This window comes from Polaromonas sp. P1_E1_2 (assembly GCF_056406035.1).
Genome location: NZ_JBFUAZ010000480.1, coordinates 1 through 3330 on the forward strand (window position 1 = coordinate 1; position 3330 = coordinate 3330).

Genomic DNA, 3330 nt, shown 5'->3' on the forward strand with positions numbered 1-3330 from the left:
CTGCAGCACCACACGTTGCTCGGGAACAAAATAGCCGCCTACCCTGACGTCTTCGTGTTTCTTGCCTTTGGACTTCTTGTCTTTTTTRCCGCCGTGRTCGTCCTGGTCTGACTGCTCCACCTGGCTGTGCTTGCCGCCCTTGTCCTTGTTCTTGCCGCCGCCGGCCCATTCGGGTTTCTCGGCAAAGCTCGCGGAGCACATCAGCGCRCCTGCCATCAAAAGTGCCAGGCTGCGGCCGGTCAGGCGCAAACCTGTTGTCGGTGTGTGTGTTGTTGTCATCGTGGTTCTCCAGTGGTTTTCTATACAGGGCTCGCCGGGCACAGGCAACAAGTGCACAGCATCCCCTTTTCAACGACGGCCTGCGGTTACCGTTGACAGGACTTTCACCTGCCGCGCTGCACGCTGCGGGCACGTCCGCACGGGCGTGCCGCTACACGCAGAGCTGCACAATTCTGGCGGCGAAACACAGCATGGGGATGTAAGGAAACAAGCTGTTTCACAGTCATACGTTGTCACGTATCTGGAGGTCTGGCGTTTTCTGCCGGCCACAATTACGACAGGAGAAAAACCTGACTGCTATATTTTTTATAGCTTCTCGCGCTTGTTCCAATTGGCCTGCAGGCATTTAAGACCTGCAAAACAATCAAACCTCAAATCACCGCGCTATTTTTTCGGCTCGGCAAACTTGAGCAGGCGTGTGGCCAGCAGCGTTTCAGCCAGGAAACAAACCAGCGCGAGAAGAAAGCACACCACGCCCGACAGAAAACAGACAGTGGCAATGCGCAGGGTCGGCAACTCACTCGTCTCACCCAAAAACAGCAGGATGATGGTAGTGCCGATCAGCATGGCGCAAAAGGTCAGAAAGGCGATGCAGATGTTGACCAACCAGCCACGCTGGCGCAACTCGCGCAGTTCGGCATACATGCGGTGCGCGCGGGCCTCTTCCACGCCGCCGGTCTCCAGCCGGTTCTCCAGGAAACGCGCGCGGTCGATGATGCGCGCCAGCCGCCCGGCGACGGCGGCGATCATTCCCGAAACAGCGGTGAGCAAAAACACCGGCGCCACTGCCAGTTGAATACCGTGGGTGACCGTTGCAAGGTCGGGCGCAAAGTTCATGCGGGGCTCCGGGGGTTCATGAAACGGGTATTGTCATGCAAACATCAGGCCAGCAGGCCTGCCGGTCGCCTGCCTTTGCGGACGATGCCCTACACGGATGTCGTCGCTGTCCGACAGCCCGCGGTGTGCGGTCGTCCCCACAATGAACTCCAAGGCAGTGCCCGCGTTGCCTTTTTCCCTGCGACCGCCATCGCGGCACAGCACCGAATTATTTCCACCAAAGGATTTCCCATGCTCGCCAATAACGAAGGACAGCGCGTCCCTGACGTGACCTTCAAGACACGCCAGAACGACCAGTGGGTTGACGTGAAAAGCACTGAACTGTTTGCCGGGAAAAACGTCGTGGTTTTTTCGCTGCCCGGCGCCTACACGCCCACCTGCTCTTCCACCCATTTGCCGCGCTTTAATGCGCTGGCCAATACCTTCAAGGCCCATGGCATTGACGACGTGGTCTGCTTCTCGGTCAATGACGCCTTTGTGATGAACGAATGGGGCAAGGCGCAGGAGGCCGGCAATATCACCTTGATTCCGGACGGCAATGGCGACTTCTCCAAAGGCATGGGCATGCTGGTCGACAAAAGCGATCTCGGCTTCGGCAAGCGCTCCTGGCGCTATTCCATGCTGGTGCGCGATGGCGTGATCAAGAAGATGTTCATCGAGCCCGAGAAGGAAGGCGACCCCTTCGAGGTTTCGGACGCCGACACCATGCTCAAGTACCTTGCACCGCAAGCCGTGGCGCCCGAGCCCATCACCCTCTTCAGCAAGCCGGGCTGCCCGTTTTGCGCGAAAGCCCGGGCCATGCTGGACGAAGCAGGTCTTAGCTACGAGGAGATCACCTTGGGCCAGGGCATCACCACCAGCACGCTGCAAGCGGTTGCAGGCGCGGGAACGGCGCCACAAGTATTCGCAGGCGGGAAAAAAATCGGCGGGTCGGAGGACCTGCAAGCCTGGTTGAAAGAGTCCCGACCAGAGCCGGAACCACGCCAGTTTCTCAGCTAGCCGGCTGCAGCACTTTCGCCCTGCGCCGGGCGCGCCAGCTGACCACCGCTTCGCAGGCGTCAAAGTGCTTGAGCAGGTTCTGCTTTTGCCGCTCGAGCAGCGAACTGGCGGCAATCATCTGCGGCCATGACTCACACGCTTTTCCCACTGCTTCATTGAGCACACCGCGCACGCGCGTTTCAAACATGCCCGTGGCGTTGCAAAAACTGCGCAGCGTTTTGGCGGTCAGCCTGGCCTGCTTTTCACCACCGGGCACAAAGCGCAGCGCGTGGCCCCTGCCGCCCAGGTAGGCCGCGTACGCCACCACGTCGTAGGCCGGAGACAGCTCGGGCGTGCGGCCACCCGGGTACACCACACCGAAGTTTTTGACGTGGGCGTCATAGTTGCCGAGCATTTCATTGACCATCACGCGGCGGATCAATTCTTCTGCAGCGCCCTCACCCAGGTGCGCCTCCAGGCTCATGCCTTCACGCAMCGTCCGGGCCATGGCGGCGTAGGTTGCAGCGGGATGCGTGTATTTTTCTTCCGGCTGGATGCGCAGGATCTGCGCAAAGTCTTCGCAATGAATGTGGCCCTCAGGCCCGCGGTCAAAGCGCTTGACGGCGAGGAAATGCCGGCTTTCGCCAAGTACAAAGGGTTGCTCGGCGACGATCTCGTCCATGGGCGCCAGCCAGGCCTGGCACACGTTCACGCCGGCTGCCCGCGCAAGCCGCAGGGAAAGCTCTTCCACTTCGGGCAACAGGGCAAATTCGGCTGTGGGCAGCTTGGCGATGATGTGGATGCCTTGCGCGTCGCGGGTGCGCGCCACGTAGCGACCCGGCTGCTGCACCAGCGCCAGCTTGGGCTGAACGCCCGACAGCGATGTCGCGTCGGGCAAAGGATCGGCCGTGACGGACATTTCGAGCGCATCGTTGTGCTGTGTCACCACCCCTGCCAGCGCATCGGCATCAAGGTGCGCGGGATAGGCATACACATTGCCCGGCAAGTCTGTGCCGCAGGCAGCCAGCATGTCGAAATGGTCGTTCGGCCCGCAACCGCGCAACTGCTCCAGGTGGCGGCGCAGCGGCCCTTCGGGCAGCAGGTTCTGGAAGAAGGCCGGCAGGCGCCCGCCTTCGGCATTGAAGAATGGCGTGTTCACATAACTGCGCCAGAAAATCTCCCGGCGCTGTGGGTCGTCGTCGGTGGCAGCCCAGGAGAACACCGGCGAATCCGGGT

The 3330-nt window shown here is 60.8% G+C and carries 3 protein-coding genes and 1 pseudogene; 1 reads left to right on the forward strand and 3 read right to left on the reverse strand.

Annotated elements, in window-relative coordinates:
* Nucleotides 1-279, reverse strand: a pseudogene (locus AC1D1P_RS18455) (hypothetical protein); the annotation flags it as partial.
* Nucleotides 280-663: 384 nt separating this feature from the next.
* Nucleotides 664-1116: a DUF2721 domain-containing protein gene (locus AC1D1P_RS18460; RefSeq protein WP_457280618.1), complete on the reverse strand. Its 453-nt coding sequence runs from the start codon at nucleotides 1114-1116 to the stop codon at nucleotides 664-666.
* 231 nt (nucleotides 1117-1347) lie between these two features.
* Here AC1D1P_RS18460 and AC1D1P_RS18465 point away from each other — a divergent pair, with 231 nt between their 5' ends.
* Nucleotides 1348-2115, forward strand: coding sequence for a glutathione peroxidase (locus tag AC1D1P_RS18465; protein WP_477669305.1), 768 nt, complete (start codon nucleotides 1348-1350; stop codon nucleotides 2113-2115).
* Here the strand turns inward: AC1D1P_RS18465 and AC1D1P_RS18470 are convergent.
* Nucleotides 2108-3330, reverse strand: a 1223-nt coding sequence (locus AC1D1P_RS18470; RefSeq protein ID WP_477673964.1) for a type II toxin-antitoxin system HipA family toxin, incomplete at its 5' end; no start/stop codon positions are given. The genes AC1D1P_RS18465 and AC1D1P_RS18470 overlap by 8 nt on opposite strands.